Annotated in this window: 13 protein-coding genes; 7 read left to right on the forward strand and 6 right to left on the reverse strand. The window is 36.9% G+C overall.

Annotation, left to right across the window (positions count from 1 at the left end):
• Positions 1-3: 3 nt before the first annotated feature.
• The 3 genes from E4Z98_RS01825 (at position 4) to E4Z98_RS01835 (ending at position 3,003) form a co-directional block, all read left to right on the forward strand.
• Positions 4-873 (forward strand): YtnP family quorum-quenching lactonase, encoded by an 870-nt coding sequence (locus E4Z98_RS01825; protein WP_209316315.1) that lies wholly within the window; start codon positions 4-6, stop codon positions 871-873.
• A 414-nt stretch (positions 874-1,287) separates the two neighbouring features.
• Positions 1,288-2,391 carry an ABC transporter ATP-binding protein gene (locus E4Z98_RS01830; protein WP_135254964.1) on the forward strand — a complete coding sequence of 368 codons (1,104 nt, stop codon included), beginning with the start codon at positions 1,288-1,290 and terminating at the stop codon, positions 2,389-2,391.
• Between the two features lie 69 nt (positions 2,392-2,460).
• Positions 2,461-3,003, forward strand: a complete 543-nt coding sequence (locus E4Z98_RS01835) for an adenylate kinase (RefSeq protein WP_135254965.1) — start codon at positions 2,461-2,463, stop codon at positions 3,001-3,003.
• Positions 3,004-3,026: 23 nt separating this feature from the next.
• On the opposite strand, the gene yjeM is transcribed toward E4Z98_RS01835, so the two are convergent.
• The 3 genes from yjeM to E4Z98_RS01850 all read right to left on the reverse strand — a co-directional run bounded on the left by yjeM (position 3,027) and on the right by E4Z98_RS01850 (position 7,705).
• A complete protein-coding gene (gene yjeM / locus E4Z98_RS01840; protein ID WP_209316316.1) occupies positions 3,027-4,511 on the reverse strand; it encodes a glutamate/gamma-aminobutyrate family transporter YjeM in 1,485 nt (494 codons plus the stop codon).
• Between the two features lie 105 nt (positions 4,512-4,616).
• Positions 4,617-5,447: an endonuclease/exonuclease/phosphatase family protein gene (locus tag E4Z98_RS01845; protein ID WP_135254967.1), complete on the reverse strand. Its 831-nt coding sequence runs from the start codon at positions 5,445-5,447 to the stop codon at positions 4,617-4,619.
• A gap of 83 nt (positions 5,448-5,530) precedes the next feature.
• The gene (locus E4Z98_RS01850) at positions 5,531-7,705 is read right to left on the reverse strand and encodes a PTS transporter subunit IIBC (protein WP_135254968.1); all 2,175 of its coding nucleotides are present in this window, start codon (positions 7,703-7,705) and stop codon (positions 5,531-5,533) included.
• Positions 7,706-7,948: 243 nt separating this feature from the next.
• Here E4Z98_RS01850 and E4Z98_RS01855 point away from each other — a divergent pair, with 243 nt between their 5' ends.
• The 4 genes from E4Z98_RS01855 to E4Z98_RS01870 are packed head-to-tail and all read left to right on the forward strand — an operon-like array spanning position 7,949 to position 12,900.
• Entirely contained in the window at positions 7,949-10,225 is a 2,277-nt protein-coding gene (locus E4Z98_RS01855; protein WP_135254969.1) for a glycoside hydrolase family 65 protein, read from the forward strand.
• A gap of 1 nt (position 10,226) precedes the next feature.
• Positions 10,227-10,898 carry a beta-phosphoglucomutase gene (gene pgmB / locus E4Z98_RS01860; RefSeq protein ID WP_135254970.1) on the forward strand — a complete coding sequence of 224 codons (672 nt, stop codon included), beginning with the start codon at positions 10,227-10,229 and terminating at the stop codon, positions 10,896-10,898.
• Positions 10,888-11,865 (forward strand): aldose epimerase family protein, encoded by a 978-nt coding sequence (locus E4Z98_RS01865; RefSeq protein ID WP_135254971.1) that lies wholly within the window; start codon positions 10,888-10,890, stop codon positions 11,863-11,865. Before pgmB ends, E4Z98_RS01865 begins: the two co-directional genes overlap by 11 nt.
• A gap of 21 nt (positions 11,866-11,886) precedes the next feature.
• Positions 11,887-12,900 (forward strand): LacI family DNA-binding transcriptional regulator, encoded by a 1,014-nt coding sequence (locus E4Z98_RS01870; RefSeq protein WP_135254972.1) that lies wholly within the window; start codon positions 11,887-11,889, stop codon positions 12,898-12,900.
• A 79-nt stretch (positions 12,901-12,979) separates the two neighbouring features.
• Here E4Z98_RS01870 and E4Z98_RS01875 read toward each other — a convergent pair whose 3' ends face one another.
• Genes E4Z98_RS01875 through E4Z98_RS01885 form a run of 3 tightly spaced genes read right to left on the reverse strand, consistent with a single transcriptional unit; the run spans position 12,980 to position 18,059 of the window.
• Positions 12,980-14,644 carry a glycoside hydrolase family 13 protein gene (locus tag E4Z98_RS01875; protein WP_135254973.1) on the reverse strand — a complete coding sequence of 555 codons (1,665 nt, stop codon included), beginning with the start codon at positions 14,642-14,644 and terminating at the stop codon, positions 12,980-12,982.
• On the reverse strand, positions 14,641-16,275 hold the full coding sequence (locus tag E4Z98_RS01880) for a glycoside hydrolase family 13 protein (protein WP_135254974.1): 1,635 nt from the start codon (positions 16,273-16,275) through the stop codon (positions 14,641-14,643). The genes E4Z98_RS01875 and E4Z98_RS01880 overlap by 4 nt, the downstream gene beginning before the upstream one ends.
• Positions 16,272-18,059, reverse strand: a complete 1,788-nt coding sequence (locus E4Z98_RS01885; protein ID WP_135254975.1) for a glycoside hydrolase family 13 protein — start codon at positions 18,057-18,059, stop codon at positions 16,272-16,274. Before E4Z98_RS01885 ends, E4Z98_RS01880 begins: the two co-directional genes overlap by 4 nt.
• Positions 18,060-18,336 lie beyond the last annotated feature (277 nt).

The following is an 18,336-nucleotide window of genomic DNA, read 5'->3' on the forward strand; positions in this document are numbered from 1 at the left end:
ACCATGACGTTAGATCAATTAGTATTTGGAGAAATGACACTTACGTGGTTAGAAGGAGGGACAACCGCAATGGACGGTGGGGCAATGTTTGGTGTGGTGCCTAAACCATTGTGGAGTCGCAAATATCCTTTTAACGAAAACAATCAAATTGAGTTACCAACAGATCCAATATTAATTCAGTATCAAGGAAAGAATATTTTGATTGATGCAGGGATTGGGAAAGGTAAGTTGACTGAAAAACAACGAAAGATTTTTGGTGTTTCAAGAGAATCAGAAGTAGAAGAAAGTTTGGCTTATTTGGGATTAACAACAGCCGATATTGATAGTGTACTAATGACTCATTTACATTTTGATCACGCGTCTGGTTTAACGAAACAAGTCGCTCAAGGAGAGTATGTACCAGTTTTTGAACGGGCTGAAATCATTGTGAATGCTATAGAATGGGAAGAAATGCAATCACCTAATATTCGCTCTAAGAGCACTTACTGGGACTATAACTGGCAACCAATCATTCACCAAGTAAAAACATATGAAGAAGTTTATGATGACTTACCAGGTATTCAACTTATTCACTCTGGAGGACATAGTAAGGGACATGCCGTAGTGAAGCTTCAGCAAGAGGACCGAGTGTTACTTCATATGGCTGATATTATGCCAACGCATGCTCATCAAAATCCATTATGGGTATTAGCTTACGATGATTATCCGATGACTTCGATTTTTGCCAAAGAGAAGTGGATGAACGAAGCAAAAGAGAATGACTACGGCTTTATTTTTTATCATGATGCCTTTTATCGTATGGTAAAATGGGATGCTGAGGGAAAAGAAATAGTCACAAGCTTAAAGAGAAGTAGAACAAGAGAAATAAAATAATGGTTGAAGAGGCATGACCGTAAGGGATGCCTCTTTGTTGTGTCGTTATGTTAGTAAATAATATGTAAAAATTTACTAAATAAAGAGAAATAAAAAATAAAAAAATGAAATTTTATATACACATTTATGAAAACGTTTTATAATTGGTTTATCAATTATTTAATTATTTGTTTTTATTGAAATAACACGATGTTTAAAGGGGTTTCGGGTGTTATCATCGCTTATGAACGAACGTGTTAGTTATTTTTATTTGTTGTCTTCAAGGAATATAGCGATACAGTAAGGAAAATAAATAGGTCAATTAAGGATAAAAGACTTATGATTTCATAAAAAATGTAAGCGTATTATTTGTGGGGATAATGAGATCGTTAACTGATAATTAAGTAAAAAAATATGAAATAGGAGACGTTAAACATGGTAGATATTAATTTGAAACATATCCAAAAGAAATATGAAGGTAACGACAAATATTCAGTAACAGATTTTAATTTAGATATTAAAGATAAAGAATTTATAGTTTTTGTTGGTCCTTCTGGTTGTGGTAAATCAACAACATTACGTATGGTAGCTGGCTTAGAAGATATCACAGAAGGGGAATTATGGATTGGGGATACATTGATGAACGATGTAGCACCTAAAGACCGCGATATCGCAATGGTATTCCAGAACTACGCGTTATATCCGCATATGACGGTTTATGATAATATGGCGTTTGGCTTGAAATTACGTAAATATGATAAAGCGGAAATTGATCGCCGAGTGAAAGATGCAGGGGAAATTTTAGGATTAACAGAATACTTACAACGTAAACCAGCAGCGCTATCTGGTGGACAACGTCAGCGTGTAGCCTTAGGTCGTGCGATTGTACGTGATGCTAAAGTATTCTTAATGGATGAGCCATTATCAAACTTAGATGCTAAATTACGTGTAGCAATGCGTGCTGAGATTGCTAAATTACACCAACGTTTAGAAACTACAACTATTTATGTAACACATGATCAAACAGAAGCGATGACAATGGCTGATCGTATTGTTATTATGAAAGATGGTTTTGTACAACAAATTGGTACGCCTAAAGAAGTTTATGATACACCAAATAATGTGTTCGTCGCAGGCTTCATTGGTTCTCCAGCAATGAACTTCTTTGATGCACGAATTGAGAATGGTTTTGTAGTCAATGATGAAGGATTAAACTTACATATTCCTGAAGGTCAATATAACATGCTAAAAGAAAAAGGTTATGAAGGGAAAGCTATTACGTTTGGTATTCGTCCTGAAGATATCCATACTGAGCCAATTGCATTGGATACTTACAATGAGTCTATTGTGGACTCTAAAGTAGTCGTATCAGAACTATTAGGAGCAGAAACAATGCTTTATACAACGTTAGGTAATACAGAATTTATTTCTCGGGTAGATGCACGCTCAAGTTATTCTCCAGGACAAAATGTGCAATTAGGATTTAATTTAGCTAAAGCGCATTATTTTGATAAAGAAACAGAACAAGTTATTCGTTAAAGTGGTTGATAATGAATCCTCTCTTATATAATGATAAGAGGGGATTTTTAGTTAAGAGGAGGCAATAAGTTGATCACGATTATCACAGGCGAAACACACGTTGGAAAGACAGCGCTTGCACAACGTCTATTAGAAATAGAACAAATACCTTATCTATCAATTGATCATTTGAAAATGGGCTTAATTCGTACGAAACAGACAGCGTTAACTCCGATGTCTTCAGATGAGTCGTTAACAGAGTATTTATGGCCGATTGTAGCTGAAATGATAAAAACAGCTATCGAAAACCAGCAATCATTGATTGTTGAAGGGTGTTACGTCCCAGAAAATTGGAAAACATATTTTTCGAAGGCCTATTTAAAAGAAATACGTTATCTTTGTTTAATTTTTTCAGAGGCGTATATCAGACAATCTTTTGAAGAAATAGTGAAGTATAGTTCTGTAATTGAAAGACGTTTAGACGATGGGTGGTTAACCTCTGAAAATTTAATAAAGGGGAATAGACATCTACTTGAACAGTGTCAACGTAATAAGTTACCATATGTTTTGATTGATCAAGTGTATGATCAAGACGAACTATTGAAGAGTATACAAAAACAGGATAAGCATTAGCTTATCCTGTTTTAAATGACGCATTATTTTTGTTTGTTTTCATATCTTGAGAATAACCACCAAGCTACGCCACCAAAGAAAATTGGACCGACGATTGACCAGACAGTTGTCATAATGTCACCGTCAATAGCTGGAGAAATAATCGTAAAGACATTTGCGAAACCTACGACTAAAATAACCATGTAAGTTGCAAGTTTTGCTTTGCTTTTTGATTTGTACATTTCAAAAGGTTTTTTGATAGAATCTTTGTTTTTGAATCCCATAAATGCTAATGCGATGAAAATATAAGGGATTGTCATAGAGACATTAGTCATAGCTGTTAAGATTTCGAAGAATTTAGCAGCACTATCACCACCAAATGATACTAAGGCGATAATCACGATAACGATAGCTCCTTGGATCTTCATTGCATAAGTAGGTAAGCCATTTACAGTTTTTGTCCATTTAGAAGGCCAAATTTCTTTTGGTGTTCCTTCGATTAATTGTTTTAATGGAGAGAAACTTAGTGTAAAGAAGGCACCTGATAATGATAAGAACATTGAAATTCCCATGTATCGACTGAACCAGTTACCCATTGTTACAGCAGCAGCATCTGTTAAGTTCATTGCTAATCCAAGTTGATATCCCATGTTGTTCATTGTAATGTAGGCAACGTTACCTAACGTTGTTTCTGCTGAGCTAAATTGAGTATAAGCAAAGTCCCAATTTGTGAATGCCCCCATAACGAAAATTCCGATAGCGTATCCGATAGCAATGACTAACGCTGAAATTGTTACAGCTTTAGGGAAAGTAACTTCAGCATTTTCAGTTTCATCTACTAAACCACCAATAACTTCGATACCACCATAAGCAAAAATAGCGAATACTAAGAAGCTAAAGATAGAAATGATTGATTGATAACTTGCATTTGGTGAAGAAGTGAAGGCACCACCTGAAAGTGGTTGAGCCATTTCACCACCGTTTAATACTAAGATAAGTAATCCAACGACAATTAGGATAACGTTTAATAAGGCAACGGCAGTCCCACCAGCAGAAGTAATTTTTTTGATTTTGTCTAATCCTTTAGAAGAGACAACAGTGATAAAGATAATCCAAATAATAGCCAGAATCCCAAGTGTTTGAACACTATTTAAACCAAAAATGCTCCAAGATTGTGTTTTATCAACCCCAAATATGAAGTTTGATAAAGGAATCCAAATACCTGATCCAACGTTTACCATCCAAATAATGTAAGAAGCGTACCACATGAAAGTTCCGATAAAGGCGAATTTTGGATTGATTGATTCCGCCATCCAAGAATAAATTCCCCCTTTTGAGTCTTTGAAGGCAGCTCCAAACTCAGCTAACATAAAAGCAAAAGGTAAGAAGAATGTCAGTGCCGCTAAAATATACCATGGAATCGACGCATATCCCATTAAGAAGAACGCTCTGGGCATGTTAGTGAATCCAAATACTGACGTGAAAATCATTAAAATAAGCGCGGTAAGTGTTAATTTTTTCTTTGTCATAATAATCCTCCATTTCTATTTGATAATTTGAGTATATAAAATATATTTTTTAAATAGAGGATTATTAAAATAAATTAATCTAAATATTGCGATTCTAATGAAATTCTATAAAAATGTAAGCGCACTCTCTATACCAAAATGATCACTTATGATAGAAGTGTCTATTCCATTAAACTTTATACGATAAGTTTCAAAAAATACCCCGCGGCCAAAAATATAGTCGATACGTAGTTGTTGCGTATTTTCTTCCCATCCATCAATTGTTTTTTCTACTGTAAACTCACCAACTGTTTCTTTTGCGTCAAGGAAAGCATCTGTCAATTCCAAAGAAGAACGCATGACTAATTCATAGCCTTCTCTAGGTAAGTGTGCAGGATTGTTGAAATCTCCAGCTAAAATGAGTGGTTGTTCAGGTGGTAAATGTTCGATAAGACGTTGCCATTCATAAGCAAATCCTTCTTCTGAATTAATCCACCAAGAATAATGCCCGCTAACAATCGTCAATGATTGATGATCTAGTTGTGTTTCTCCGATTAAGACTGTTCTTGTACGATAATCAGTAGGGTCTTGACGTTGGGAGATGGTGTGAGCAGAAGTTACTAGAGGTGTTTTTGAAAGTAGTGCTACTCCCTCTTCGTATTTGTCATAGCCAATGTGATTATATGCCCATCCCCAATAGTAATGACTGCCTAATTCTTTTAGACGATTAATAAGTAATAAGGCGAAATTATCTTGTTTAATCGCGTGTTGCTGAGGTGTAGCACAGAAGAAGTCATCGGTTGTGGTAGTAGGAGATGTTATTAGTTGATTGATTTCTTGGAGAGCAATCATTGAATAATCTTGTTTAATAATTTCCTGTGCGAGTATGTCTAGTTTGAGTAAAGGTTGTTCTTCCATCCAACTGTGAAGATTTAATGTTAGTAGTTTATATGTCATGATGAGGCTCCTTTTTAAGATAGTGGGGATATTATAGCAAGAAAACAAGCTGTGACGAAAGTGTCACAGCTTGTTTACACAAATTAAATAGATAATTGACCGACTGGTTGACCAGCAATCACTTGTTGATTGTTTTCAATATGAATGCTGTTTACTTTATCGCTGTTTGTGAAGACAACGATCATGGTCACTTGTTTGCCTTCAGATTTAATAGAAGTTAAATCTGCAAGTGCGATACTTTCCCCTGCTAACACTTGTTGTCCTTCTTTCACGGTGATGCCAAATGCTTTATTTTTTAACGAGACAGTATCAATTCCCATGTGAATCAGAACTTCAATGCCGTCATCTGTTAATAAGCCAATAGCATGTTGTGTTGGAAAAATACTGGTTACTGTTCCTGCGACAGGCGCCACAATTTTACCACTAACAGGTTCAATGGCAAAACCTTGGCCCATCATTTTTGCTGAAAAAACAGGGTCATTTACTTGCTCAAGCGACAAAACTTCTCCTTCGGCAACAGCGACTAAAGGTAATTGCTTGTTCAAAAAGTTTGTGTTACTTTCTTTGGTTGTATTATTATCAATAGCTGATACATTCGTGACAGGAATATCGATATTAGCATCCAGTGCATCTTGAATATCAGATTTCAAGATATCTGCTTTTGGTCCGTAAACGGCTTGTACGCCGTTGTCTTTAACAATTAAACCAAGCGCTCCAGCTGATTTCCAAGCCTCTTCATTGCCAACTTTTGATTTGTCTTTAACTGAAACGCGTAGACGTGTCATGCACGCATCAACATCTTCAATATTTTCTTTACCGCCTAATAGATTGATGATTGAAACTACTTGATTACTTAATGAATTAGCATCACCAGAGTCGTTGTCTACTGAATCGCCACCATTATCATAGTTACCATTACGACCAGGTGTTGCAAAGTTGAATTTTTTAATTAAGAAGTTTGCTAATAAATAGGTAACAACTGCAAATGCTAGTGTCACTAGGATAAAGTTTAATACATCGCCCCCTAAACCAGCTTTAAAAGAAATAGGCAGACGAGTTGCTAATTCAATGTTACCAAATGAATGCAAACGTAATGGTAAAATATCAGCCATTGCAAAAGCAGCGCCTTGAAGAACGGCATAAATTCCGTATAAAGGAATAGCAGCAAACATGAACATGAACTCTAAAGGTTCTGTTACACCTGTTAGGAAAACTGCTAAAGCTGCAGAGATGTACATTGATTTGTATTGTGAACGTTTGTCAGCATCAACATTACGGTACATGGCTAATGCCATTCCCATTAAAATACCAGAAGCACCGATCATTTGCCCAACTTTAAAACGAGCAGGAGTCCAACCGCTTAAGACGTTATTGTATTGAGTTAAATCGCCAGAGCCTTTAAAGTTAACTAAGTCTGTTGCCCAAGCTAACCACAATGGGTCTTGCCCAAATACTTGTGTCCCAGCTTGTGCGCCAGACAAAATAGTATAAGAACCACCTAATTGTGTGTAGTTAATAGGAATGGTTAACATATGATGTAAACCAAATGGTAACAATAGACGTTCCAAAGTTCCATATAAGAAAGGAGCTAAGATAGGTGCAGTATCTTGAGACTCAGCTATCCATAAACCAAAATTATTGATTCCTGCTTGGATGTAAGGCCATACAAGTGCTAATGCGATAGAAACCACTGCAGACCATAAAATAACTACGAAAGGTACGAAGCGTTTACCATTAAAGAAAGATAACGCTTCAGGTAATTTACGGAAATTGTAATATTTGTTATAAGCATTAGCACCGACAAAACCTGCGATGATTCCGACGAATACGCCCATGTTTAAAGCTGGAGCTTCTAAAACACTGGTGAAGAAGCCGTTAATCATAATTTTTGTGCCAAATAATGTATGAGTGAATGCTTCAGGATCGTTTAACATATCCCCAGTAACCCCAAAGATTGACCCAGTAATACGGTTGATTAAAACAAAAGCAATCCCTGCTGCAAATGCTCCGCCCGCACGTTCCTTGGCCCAGCTGCCACCAATCGCTAGTGCAAATAATAAATGAAGATTACCAATAATGGCCCAACCAATATTTTCGATAACGCCGCCAGTTGTTACTAACGCCGCCATGTCGGGGTTGATTAAAGGAAGTGATTTTCCAATACTAACCATTAAACCCGCAGCAGGCATTACGGCGATTACTACCATTAAGGCTTTACCGAATTTTTGCCAAAACTCGAAACTAAATAATTTTTTCATGATGATTCCTCCTAAATAATTGCTGAATCGAATAAATCAATGCAATCGATTTCGTTGATTGAAGTATAATATAAATATATTTTTTTGTAAACCATTTATTTTGAATAAGTTGATATGACGGGTGTATATAGTAGATGTAATGATTTAGTAGGTCTGTTTATTTTTTTTAATTAAAAAGATTGACTTTCGCAACCGATTGCGTTTATTATTAATGCAACAAGATATTTACTTTAGGAGGACGTTATGCAAAATATAAAACGATTATTCGATATTAACCCTTGGAAAATTAGTACAACACATTTACACAAAGAAGAGTTACGCTTACAAGAATCACTAACATCTATTGGTAATGGTTATATGGGAATGCGTGGTAATTTTGAGGAAGATTATTCAGGAGATCACCATGCTGGTTCTTATTTAGCGGGTGTTTGGTATCCAGACAAAACACGTGTTGGTTGGTGGAAAAATGGTTACCCTGAATATTTTGGTAAAGTAATTAATGCGGTTAACTTTATCGCGATGGATATATATGTAGACGGCGAAAAAGTTGATTTAGCTAAACAAGAGCCAAAGGATTTTTATTTAGAGTTAGATATGAAAAACGGTTTATTGACACGTCAATATACGCTAGAAACTGCAAATGCGACGTTAGTATTTGCGTTTAAACGCTTCTTAAGTGTAGCAACAAAAGAATTAGGTGTAATGTCATTAGAGGTAAAGGCAACAGCGGGTGAAGCTGTGGTGAAAGTGGTCTCTAAATTAGACGGAGATGTACGTAATGAAGACAGTAACTATGACGAAATGTTCTGGGAACACAAAGCAAGTTCAGTTGAAGAAGGTCTAGGGTTATTGACAACAGAAACTATTCCTAATAATTTTGGGATTGAGCGTTTTGCCGTAACTTCAGTGATGAAAAATGAAACGAATGCCTCGTTGATGGCTGAAGAAGTGACAGATTTCCTGGTTACACAAACGTTTGAAGCACATGTTTCAACTACTGAAAGCTTATCGTTAACTAAAAAAGTGGTCATTTTAACGAGTCGCGATGTTGCGCAAGCGCAGCAAGCGTCTGAGGCAAAAGAGTTATTAAAGAGTGTGACGGATGATTTTACGACATTACTAGAGGTTCAAACATCTGAATGGGCAAAACGTTGGGCATTAGCTGATGTGGTGATTGATGGCGATGATGAGGCGCAACAAGGCATTCGTTTTAACTTATTCCAATTATTCTCTACTTATTACGGAGAAGATGCACGCTTGAATATCGGCCCTAAAGGCTTCACTGGTGAAAAATATGGAGGTGCTACATATTGGGATACAGAAGCTTACGCGGTACCGTTGTACTTAGCCTTAGCTGATCCAGAAGTGACAAAAAACTTATTAACTTACCGTCACAATCAATTACCACAAGCACAACACAATGCACGCCAACAAGGACTAGCAGGTGCATTATATCCGATGGTAACATTTACTGGTGTTGAATGTCATAATGAATGGGAAATTACATTTGAAGAAATTCATCGTAATGGGGCGATTGCTTACGCTATCTATAATTACACGAACTATACAGGTGACGAAAGTTATGTGAAGGAAGAAGGGCTAGAAGTATTAACGGAAATTGCGCGTTTCTGGGCCGATCGTGTGCACTATTCTAAACGACAAGATGCTTACATGATGCATGGTGTGACTGGTCCGAATGAATATGAAAATAATGTGAATAATAACTGGTATACGAACTATATTGCTGCTTGGGTATTGAAGTATACAGCTGAGATGTTTGAAAAATTCCGCAGTGAAGCAACTGTTTCAATATCAGACGAAGAATTAGCAAAATGGGCAGAAATTGTTGAGAAAATGTATTATCCAAAAGATGAGACGTTAGGTGTTTTTGTTCAACACGACACGTTCTTAGATAAAGATTTGATGCCTGTTTCAGATTTAGAAGCACAACATTTACCGTTGAATCAAAACTGGTCTTGGGATCGTATTTTACGTTCATGCTTTATTAAGCAAGCAGATGTTTTACAAGGTATTTATTTCTTCAATGATGAATTTACACGTGAAGAAAAACAAAAGAATTTCGAATTTTATGAGCCAATGACTGTTCATGAATCATCATTATCACCATGTATTCACGCTATTTTAGCAGCGGAATTAGGCATGGAAGAAAAGGCAGTTGAAATGTACCAACGTACGGCACGCTTAGACTTAGATAACTATAATAACGATACAGAAGATGGATTACATATTACGTCAATGACGGGTAGTTGGTTAGCGATTGTGCAAGGATTTGCGCAAATGAAAACAGCTAACGATACACTAAGTTTCTCACCGTTCTTACCATCGATTTGGAACGGTTATGCTTTCCATATTAACTACCGTGGTAGCTTATTAGAAATTAAGGTGTCAAAAGTAGGTGTGGTGATGAACTTAGTATCTGGACCTAGTCTAGAAGTAACAGTTTATGACCAAGTGTATAACTTAGCGGATACGTTAACTGTTGCATTGAAGGAGGCATAACATGTTTAAAGCAGTCTTATTTGATTTGGATGGTGTTATTACGGATACAGCCGAGTACCATTATCGTGCGTGGAAAAAATTAGGTGAAGAATTAGGGATTTCGATTGATCGTGAATTTAATGAACGCTTAAAAGGGGTCAGTCGAGAAGATTCTTTGCGATTGATTTTAGAGCATGGCAGACGTGGAGCAGATTTTTCAGCTGAAGAATTTGCAGCGCTAGCTAAAAAGAAGAACGATAACTATGTACAAATGATTGAAGAAGTGTCACCTAGAGATGTCTATCCAGGAATTCTTGAGTTGTTGAAAACCTTGAAAGCACATGAGGTTAAAATCGCGTTAGCATCAGCGAGTAAAAATGGTCCTAGTTTATTAGATAAAATGGCGTTAACTGACTACTTTGATGCGATTGCCGATCCAGCAAAAGTTGCTCAAGGTAAGCCAGCACCTGATATTTTTGAACTAGCTGCTAAAGAGGTTGGTGTAGCGATTACGGAATCTATTGGAATTGAAGATGCGCAAGCTGGTATCGCAGCTATTAAAGCTAGTGGTGCTTTACCAATAGGTGTCGGACAAGCTGAAGATTTAGGTGATGATATTGCGTTGGTGACGACAACAGCAGCGTTAACTTACGAGTATTTATTAGAGAAATGGCAAGAAAAACATGAGAATTAAAGAGCAAAAAGATGGCAAACTAAACGTTATTACCCTAGAAAATGGGGTAATAACGGCTAGTTTTGTTAATTATGGGGCACGTATGCACACGCTGTATGCCCCTGATAAAAAGGGAAAAAAAGAAAACGTTTTACTTTCGTTTGACTCGTTAGAAGCTTTACAAGCGGACACGAGTTTTTTTGGGGCAACAGTAGGGCCTGTAGCAGGACGTATCCGACAAGCAAGATGGGGTGAGTTGTGCCTAGATAAGAATAATGGTGATCACCATATTCATGGTGGAGATAATGGTTGGAGTTACCGTTATTGGGAAACACAGGTAGAGGATGAAGGAGAAATCCTAAGTGTCATCTTTACGTTACATGATGATAGCTCTGGTTATCCTGGTCCGATAGATGCTCGAGTGGTTTATCGCTTAATTGGCAATTGTTTAGAGATGGAAATAACAGGAAGCTCTGAACGATTGACGTTGTTTAATCCAACGAGTCATACGTATTTTAATTTATCTGGGGATGGCAAGCGTGATTTAGACAGTCACATCTTGCAGGTTCAATCACATCAACAGTTAATCTTAGATGAGGATAAATTACCCACGGGTGAAAGTATATTACCGAAACTGGATGTTGCTTATCCCCAAGACTTTAATGATATTTTTCAAGTTTATCCACAAGGGTTAGATGATTACTTTGTTTTTGATAAAAAAAATGAAGCGACTGAGCAATTAGTATTATCGGAAAAGATTTCAGGAAGACAACTTGAGATAGTCACTGAGCGTCAAGGTGTGGTATTATTTTCTACGACAGGGTTTGATGCAGACATTCAATTGAATGGGCGTAAGATGCATTCCAATTATGGTTTAGCCATTGAGCCTCAAGAAGCACCCGACAGTGTTCATTTTGATGGATGGCCATCAATAGAACTAAGTGCTAATGAAGAAAAAAAATTAACAACTCGCTACTATTTTAATTAGACGAGTAGAAAGGATGATACGATGACTGTTACAGTAAAAGATGTTGCCAAAAAAGCGGGTGTTGCGACGTCTACTGTGTCGCGCGTAATCAATGATCATCCAAGTATTTCAGACGCTACTAAGAAACGTGTGATGAAAGTGATGGACGAATTAGGTTATGTTCCTAATATTGCGGCGCAAAATTTAGGGAAAAGAAAATCAAATGCGATAGGGGTTATTTTACCACCCCTAGATTCTAAAGAACGTATGGGTAATCCTTTCTTCTTAGAAATTATTGAAGCAATTAATGAAGAAGCCCTTGCTAATAATTTAACAACGGCTGTAGCGACAGCGACAAATTATGAGAAATTATTAGAAAATGTAAAAAAAATGCATTCACAACGACAAGTAGATGGTTTCGTGTTAGTTTATTCTGATAAAGATGATCCTGTAATTGCTTACTTATGTGAGAAGGACATACCGTTTTCGTTGATTGGTCAACCTTATCAGCAAGAAGACAATATTGTGTACGTTGATAATGATAATCAATTGTTAGGTAAACATGCGACAGATTTTTTAATTGAAAATGGACACAAAGATATCTTGTTTATTACTAATACTATTCACGAGAATATTTTCTTTGAACGTTATTTTGGCTATCAAAAATCGTTGATGATGAATAATTTGCCTCACCATACATCGATAAATTTAATTAATGCGGAAGATTATGAAGCCTTCGGTGAATTGTTAGCAGAGAAAAAATATAGTGCGGCAGTAGTAATTGATGATATGTTTGCAGTGAAGGTTATTCAATTAGTGCAAATGTATGGGTATAAAGTTCCAGAAGATTTTTCAATTGTGAGTTTTAATAACTCCATAATTGCGACAATGGTTCATCCATATTTAACGAGCATGGATATCTCTGTTCAAGAATTAGGGAAACTTGGTTTACGCCAATTAGTGAAATCTCTAGGAGATGAAGAAGCGTCTAGTTTACGTATGGTAATTCCTCATAAACTGATTCGTCGTGAAACAGTCATTGATTTGAATCAATAGACACATAAAAGAGGCTGTGAACAAAGCGTTTAGTTTTAAAGTGTAAAGAGCTATGACAAATTTTTGTCATAGCTCTTTTTTAATGCCTTTTTCGGTAGACCAGTGCATCGAACCGCTCTAAAGTTAAGGGGTGCGATAATGATAGTTTTTGATTGTTAGTAAGTATGAGTTGCCAATCGTTAAGTGTTAATTCTTCAGATAAATCGATTGTAACACTACGAGTTGATAAATTAGTTATAATTAGCCAAGTTTCTGTATCGCTTTGACGTGTGAACGCATAGATAGATGGGTGATTCTTTAAGAGTAAATGATAGGTTCCATGGATTAATGTGTCTGTATTTTTTCTCAAAGTGATCAATTGTTTATAGAAATTAACAACAGAATGTGGTTGTTGAAGTTCGTATTGGGCATTAATGATAGGAAAATTAGGATTAACCGCTAACCAAGGGGTTGTTTTTGAAAAACCGCCAAATGCTTCTGTATTCCATTGAAAAGGAGTTCGACTGTGATCACGTGACCAATTCATCGTGATAGTCAAAGCTTCTTCAGATGTTAATTCAGGCTGTTCCTCGAGTAATGCTTGATAAGCGTACAAAGTATCTTTGCCATCTACTTCTTCAATAGAACGAAAAGGATAGTTTATCATCCCTAACTCTTGCCCTTGGTAAATAAATGGAGTCCCTTTCATTAATAGTAAGAGAGTCGCTAAGGCTTTTGCTGATTTTTCAGAACCATCTCCGTAGACAGAAACGCTACGTGGAGTGTCGTGGTTTTCCAAATAAAGAGCATTCCACCCATTGTCTGCCAGACTATTTTGCCAACGAGTTAGAGTATCTTTAAGGTGAGGGATGGATCCTTTTTGCTGACCGGGTTCGCCAATGCGGCCACAATGTTCTAATTCAAAAATCATGTTAACGTAACCGTCGTTTCCAGTCCACGCGACGGCTTCTTCGGAAGATACACCGCTTGCTTCGCCGACCGTTACGATATCGTATTCGTCAAATATAGCTTTTAATTCTAACATATAGTCATCAATCCCACTAACATTCATAAAAGGTGCCCATTGGTTGTCTGTGATTTCGAAGTCCCAAGGTTCTTTTTGGATATGGCTAATAGCGTCGATTCTAAAACCGTCAATGCCTAAGTTTAACCACCAGCGAATCATTTTATAAATAGCTGCTCGCATAGTCGGATTCTTCCAGTTAAGATCGGGTTGTTCTTTTGCAAAGACGTGGAAATAAGCTTGCTCGGTTGTTTCGTCATACGTCCAAGTAGGGCCACCAAAGAACGATTGCCAATTATTAGGAAGTTGATCAGCGGTTGCATCTTCCCATAAATAGTAATCTCGATAAGGGTTATCTTTTGATTGTCTGGCTTCAAGAAACCAAGGATGTTGGTCGCTTGTATGGTTCACGACCAAATCCATAATAATTTTAATATCTAAGGCATGCGCTTCGGCGAGTAATTGTTCAAATTCAGCCATCGTCCCAAAATCAGGATGAATCGCTTGATAGTCTGAGATATCGTAGCCGTTATCAACATTAGGCGAAGCATATATTGGATTAAGCCAAATGAAATCAATTCCCAACTCTTTTAAGTAGGGTAATTTTTCACGAATTCCGTTTAAATCTCCAATACCGTCGTTATTACTGTCATAAAAACTACGTGGATAAATTTGATAGGCAACGGCTTTTTTCCACCAATCATCGGTCTGGTTGTTTTTTTCAATAAGTAAGTTGTTCATACTGTATCTCCTAACTTCACGGCGAAGGTCGCGTAAGGTGGCAAGTAATTATCTCCTGTGGTTAATGTATACTCAGACATGTTTGAAATGAGGGTCTTTTCCACAGAGTGTGTTACGTGGAAGGGTTGTATTTGCTCAGAAAAATTAGCAACGATTAACCATGTGTCACCTTGATAGTGACGATAATAAGCAAAAATTTCATCAACAGTATCTGTTAATAACTCGAAGTCTCCCCATACGATTATTGGGTGTTCTTTTCTAAGTTGAATGAGTTGTTGATAAGTATAAAAGATAGATGTTGGGTCAGCTAAAGCTTGAGCGACGTTTATGCCTGTGTAATTTGGATTGACGCTTAACCAAGGTGTACCCGTTGTAAAACCAGCATGTTTGTTAGCGTCCCATTGCATTGGCGTGCGGGCGTTGTCACGTCCTTTGGCGTTAATCGATGTGAAGATTTCCGCTTCGCTATAACCTTTTTCAAGACGATCATGATAAAAATTGCGGCTTTCAATGTCTTCAATTTCTTCATAAGAGCTAATGGGTTTATTGGTCATGCCGATTTCTTCGCCTTGATAAATGTAAGGTGTGCCTTTCATCATATGTAATAAAATAGCAAACATTTTAGCACTTTCGACCCGATAAATGTGATCATTTCCCCAACGAGAGACAATACGAGGCAAGTCATGATTGTTCCAAAAAAGTGAATTCCATCCGTCGTTTCCCAGTTCTGTTTGCCATTTACTAAGAACGTTTTTCAATTCGTTGATTGGTAGCGGGCGTAAATCCCACTTGCTTTTTCCAGGAACTTCATCTAATCCAACATGCTCAAATTGGAAGACCATAGACAATTCTTGGCGGTCAGGGTGTGAATAAAGTTTGGCGATTTCTGGAGTTGCTCCCCACGTTTCCCCAACGGTTAATAAGTCGTGTTTGCCAAATGTTTCACGGTTCATTTCTTGTAAATAATCATGTAATTTTGGCCCGTTACCAGTTATTTCTTGATCAGGTAGTTTTCCAACTAGATCAATAACATCCATTCTGAAGCCACCGATTCCTTTATCAATCCAAAAATTCATCATGTCGTAAATTGCTTGACGCATTTCTGGGTTTTCCCAATTTAAATCAGGTTGCTTTTTGCTAAATAGATGTAGATAATATTCGCCAGTTGCTTCATCTAATTCCCAAGCTGGTCCTAAGAAGGTTGATTGTAAGTTGTTAGGTATTTGTCCGTTGACGGGTTTACGCCAAACGTAGAAATCTCGGTATTTACTATCTGTTGAAGCTTTTGCTTCTACAAACCAAGCATGTTCATCGCTTGTATGATTGACAACGAGATCCATAATAAGTTGAATCCCTCGTCTTTTTGCTTCGGCAATTAAACGGTCCATTTCAGCCATCGTGCCAAATTCTGTCATTATCGCTTGATAATCGGAAATATCATACCCGTTATCATCGTTGGGTGACTGGTAGACTGGACTTAACCAAATAGCACCAATTCCTAATTTTTCTAAATAGTCTAATTTTTCAATGATGCCGTTGATATCCCCAATACCATCACCGTTACTATCATTGAAGCTACGAGGATAGATTTGATAAACAACAACTTCTTGCCACCAATGTGTATGTGTCATGATTCTTCATCCGTCCTTTCATTAATCAAGCTTACGTTAAAGCCAAATGGTTCAATTGTTAATGTATGATCAGTAGTATGTGTTAAATAGGATAGAACGCCAGTAGATTCATTTAACGTTATCGCATTGTTCCCAGAGTTGAAAGTTGCACGTAATGTATGGTGAGGTGTTTGGTAACAATATTCGATTAAGCCAGTTGTTTCATCAGCTTTTGTCCAAATTAGTTTACCCTCAGATAAAATTGGCTGATAAGCTTTACGTGTAGCGATTAATGTTTTAATGAAATTAAACATATCTGTATCTTGTTGTTCTTTTTCCCAGACCATGCACTTGCGACAATCTGGATCACCCGCACCATTCATTCCAAATTCATCACCATAATACAAACAAGGAAGCCCTTTTTGTAAATAAGTGAAGGCTAGGACTTGTTTCATTAGTTCTTTATTATTTTCTGCTAATGTGAGTAAACGTGGTGTATCATGTGAATCCAAGACGTTAAACATTACTTGATTGGTTTGTTCACGATAAAGCATTAATTGCGCATTAATATTTTCCATCATACGTGGTAAAGAAACGGTTTTATGTAAGAAGTAAGCGGTAATCGCATCAGTGAATGGATAGTTCATTACCGCATGAAATTCATCGCCTTCTAACCAACGTTGAGATGAATGCCAGATTTCTCCTAAAATGTAAATATCAGGTTTGATTGTGGTACATGCATCGTAGAATTTTTTCCAGAAACGGTGATCAACTTCGTTTGCAACGTCTAAACGCCAAGCATCAATATTAAATTCCTCAATCCAATATTTGCCAATTGTTAGTAGATATTCTTGTACTTCTTTATTTGCAGTATTTAATTTAGGCATGTGTGGTGTAAAAGCAAATGTATCGTAATTTATATCTTCTGAAAATTCAAAATCTTCCGTTTCGGTATATGAAACAGGGAAGTCATGAATGTGGAACCAATCAGCGAATGGTGAATCTGCACCATGTGCGATAACATCTTGCCATTGAGGTGAAACGTCACCCATGTGGTTAAAGACCGCATCTAACATAACTTTAATTCCACGTTGGTGACATTCATCGACTAGTTGTTTAAAGAGTGCTTTGTCTCCAAAATCTGGATCGATTTCTAAGTAGTCAATCGTGTCGTATTTGTGATTGCTATGAGCTTTAAAAATTGGGCAGAAGTAGATGCCGTTAATTCCTAGTTCGACTAAATGATCTAAGTGATCGATAACCCCTTGTAAGTCACCGCCGAAGAAATCTTCTCGGTCAGGATGTTCTTTGCTTCCCCAAGCTAATGTTCCTTCAGGGTCGTTAGTAAGATCTCCATTGGCAAAGCGTTCAGGAAAAATTTGATACCAAACGGTTTCCTTCACCCAATCAGGTGCAGTAAATCGGTCTGCTTCATGGAAATAGGGTAAACGAAAATAATTATTAGCAGCTTTCAGGTTTTTATCCGTATATTCAGAGAAACCATGTTCACCAAAGAATAGAATACTACCATCGTAAGCTTCGATTTTAAATGCGTAGCTTAATCGTCTGAAAGGAGCGGTTAATTCAATTTCCCAATAATCGTGAGTCGAAGTGGTGAGACCTTTTGTCATATGGTTAGATTGCTTAAACCATTCTGTTTGATCTAATTGATAAGGGTCCCCGTGAATTAGTTCAACGTGTTTAATATCACCACGTCCTGTTCTAATACGAATGTGCATCAAATCTTTCTTGTAAAGATAAGCATATTCGCTTTCTGGTCGGTGTAAAATAGCTGCTGTATTCATCGTATGATTCCTCCTGTATAAAATATTTCTTCATGATAGTTTATTTTAAGTTACTTACTATTATGGCATAATATAAAAACGGTTTCAATCGTTATTTCGCAATCGGTTGCATTTAGACGTTTTTATTTGTAACAGGTGTGATTATCGACGACTATTATAATTATTCGGTCATGCTTAGTTCGTTAAAACGTTGTTTTATCAACTTTTTAAGCATTTTTATTTTGTTTTTTGTCAATCGAACATTCTAATTTTTTGTAGTGGTTGATAAATAATAGTT

The sequence above is a fragment of the Vagococcus xieshaowenii genome (assembly GCF_004792515.1).
GTDB lineage: Bacteria > Bacillota > Bacilli > Lactobacillales > Vagococcaceae > Vagococcus_A > Vagococcus_A xieshaowenii.

Coding starts and splice junctions, on each gene's coding strand:
- E4Z98_RS01825 (WP_209316315.1), top strand. CDS start 4: ATGACGTTAGATCAATTAGTATTTGGAGAAATGACACTTACGTGGTTA.
- E4Z98_RS01830 (WP_135254964.1), top strand. CDS start 1,288: ATGGTAGATATTAATTTGAAACATATCCAAAAGAAATATGAAGGTAAC.
- yjeM (WP_209316316.1), bottom strand. CDS start 4,511: ATGACAAAGAAAAAATTAACACTTACCGCGCTTATTTTAATGATTTTC.
- E4Z98_RS01845 (WP_135254967.1), bottom strand. CDS start 5,447: ATGACATATAAACTACTAACATTAAATCTTCACAGTTGGATGGAAGAA.
- E4Z98_RS01850 (WP_135254968.1), bottom strand. CDS start 7,705: ATGAAAAAATTATTTAGTTTCGAGTTTTGGCAAAAATTCGGTAAAGCC.
- E4Z98_RS01855 (WP_135254969.1), top strand. CDS start 7,949: ATGCAAAATATAAAACGATTATTCGATATTAACCCTTGGAAAATTAGT.
- pgmB (WP_135254970.1), top strand. CDS start 10,227: ATGTTTAAAGCAGTCTTATTTGATTTGGATGGTGTTATTACGGATACA.
- E4Z98_RS01865 (WP_135254971.1), top strand. CDS start 10,888: ATGAGAATTAAAGAGCAAAAAGATGGCAAACTAAACGTTATTACCCTA.
- E4Z98_RS01870 (WP_135254972.1), top strand. CDS start 11,887: ATGACTGTTACAGTAAAAGATGTTGCCAAAAAAGCGGGTGTTGCGACG.
- E4Z98_RS01875 (WP_135254973.1), bottom strand. CDS start 14,644: ATGAACAACTTACTTATTGAAAAAAACAACCAGACCGATGATTGGTGG.
- E4Z98_RS01880 (WP_135254974.1), bottom strand. CDS start 16,275: ATGACACATACACATTGGTGGCAAGAAGTTGTTGTTTATCAAATCTAT.
- E4Z98_RS01885 (WP_135254975.1), bottom strand. CDS start 18,059: ATGAATACAGCAGCTATTTTACACCGACCAGAAAGCGAATATGCTTAT.